Annotated in this window: 2 protein-coding genes; both read right to left on the bottom strand. The window is 24.5% G+C overall.

The window, feature by feature from the left end; translation table 11 throughout:
* Positions 1-174: 174 nt before the first annotated feature.
* Positions 175-1,614 (bottom strand): bifunctional aminoglycoside N-acetyltransferase AAC(6')-Ie/aminoglycoside O-phosphotransferase APH(2'')-Ia, encoded by a 1,440-nt coding sequence (locus NOL38_RS10340; protein WP_001028144.1) that lies wholly within the window; start codon positions 1,612-1,614, stop codon positions 175-177.
* Entirely contained in the window at positions 1,615-1,980 is a 366-nt protein-coding gene (locus tag NOL38_RS10335) for a GNAT family N-acetyltransferase (protein WP_002303448.1), read from the bottom strand. It lies immediately after the preceding gene.
* Positions 1,981-2,087: the final 107 nt, after the last annotated feature.

Below are 2,087 nucleotides of genomic sequence, written 5' to 3'. Positions count from 1 at the left end.
TGCTGAAATTGCTTTCCTTTAAAATGATTCATCGTCATTCCTCCTGCTATCTTTTTCTATTATTCTACCTTATTTGATAGTAGATTTAAAACTTTGCAACAGAACCTTATTTTTCATTTTTTTAAACTATTTAATACTAATGTCTTTTATAATAGCTTTTCATATATTATATAATCAATCTTTATAAGTCCTTTTATAAATTTCTTTTCTACCATTTTCGATAAATTCCTGTTTAATATTTTTAATTCCATAAACAATAGTTTCAATAGGATAATATTCTTCAACTATATCTTGATATTCTTTTGCTTTCTCAATATCTATATTTCCATACATTCTTAATATATCTTCTCCAAAATTTGTTCCTATTTCTTCTTCACTATCTTCAAGTAAGTATATAAAATCACAATATTCATCTATAATTCCAGAATCTCCAAAATCAATTATTCCAGTTAATCTATTATTGCCATCTAACAATAGATGATTACAACTAAAATCATTATGGCATAAACACTTTTTACCCTCAAAAACTGTTGTTGCATTTAGTCTTTCCATAAAACTTTCTATATAATCTTTTTCTATATCAGTTAAATCATTATAAATAGTTTCACGCAACAATATATACTCTTCTAATACATTTTGTTTATTATCAATAGTACATTCACTAATATCTGTATAATCTAAACCGTGCATTTGTCTTAAAAAACTGGCAATATCTCGTTTTAACAAATTTTGTTCTTCTTCTGACATAGTAGAATAAATTTCTGGTGTTAAAAAAGTTCCTTTAATTTCTTTATAACCTAGTATAGATAATTCATCACTAATATACGAATATTCAATATTAGGAATTTTTACATTAGTTTCTAAATTTGTATTTAAAAAATTATATATTGCTTTTTCTTTTGCATAACCTTTTTTCTTATTAGTACTAAATTTTGTTTTAAAAATGTATTCATTATTAACTAAATATGCCACACTATCATAACCACTACCGATTATTTCAATACTATCTACTTTGAAATTATCAAAGTAATGCTCAATTAAATATTTCATTGCCTTAACATTTGTGGCATTATCATCATATCTATATTCCATTAAATAACAATCTTCTTTTTTGCCCTCGTGTAATTCATGTTCTGGCAAATCTTCAATAATTCTAAAACCAGATTTTTGGTATGCCCTTATTGCTCTTGGATTATTTTTATGAGGGTCTAAAATAACTGCATTAGCATTTCTTTCTTTTTTCAAAAATTCAAAAATCAATTTAATATATCTTGTACCAATTCCTTTACTCCAATAATTTGGCTCTCCTATAAATTGATCCATACCATAGACTATCTCATCAGTTTTTGGATAATGATAATCAGTATATAACTCATCATACATTTTATATATTTGTCCATATCCAATAGGAACATTGTTATATTCAATAATTACTCTAAAAACTTCATCTTCCCAAGGCTCTGTATAATGTTTTTTTAATGATTCTAATGTATATTTTTTATCTCTACCACCATAAAATTCTAATACTCTTTCATCAGTTAACCATTTTAACATCAAAGGAAAATCATCATCTATTAAAGTTCTTATACATATTTCATTTTCAACTATATTCATTTATTTATCACCTTTTTCATAATCATATACATATACTATTTCATCTTTATAATCATTTTTACCACCTAATTTTTCATATACATGGCAAGCTCTAGGATTACCTTTATCAGTTATTAAAAACATTTCAGAACAACCAATCTCTTTAGAATATTCCTTAATAAAAGATAATAATTTTGAACCATAACCTTTGTCTTGATAGTTAGGTAACATTCCTATTGAGTGTAAATAAAACATTGTTTTTCCATCAGGTCTTAAAAGTGTATAGCAATATGCAAATCCTATAATTTTATTATTTTCTTTAGCTATAAACCCAAATGAACTGGTATCATTAAGAAATCCTTTTAAATTATCAATATCAAAAACCATATAGTACTTTTACAATTTTATCAAAAACGGTTTTATGTGTAAAAATAGTTAGTAAATCATATTTTCCAATTGAGTTACGAGGTAATATACCTCTAATTTCATTTATA

It is taken from the genome of Streptococcus suis (genome assembly GCF_029616525.1).
GTDB classification, from domain to species: domain Bacteria; phylum Bacillota; class Bacilli; order Lactobacillales; family Streptococcaceae; genus Streptococcus; species Streptococcus suis_AF.
The sequence above is the reverse complement of the archived record's forward strand: the minus strand, read 5'-3'. Positions and strand labels throughout refer to the sequence as shown.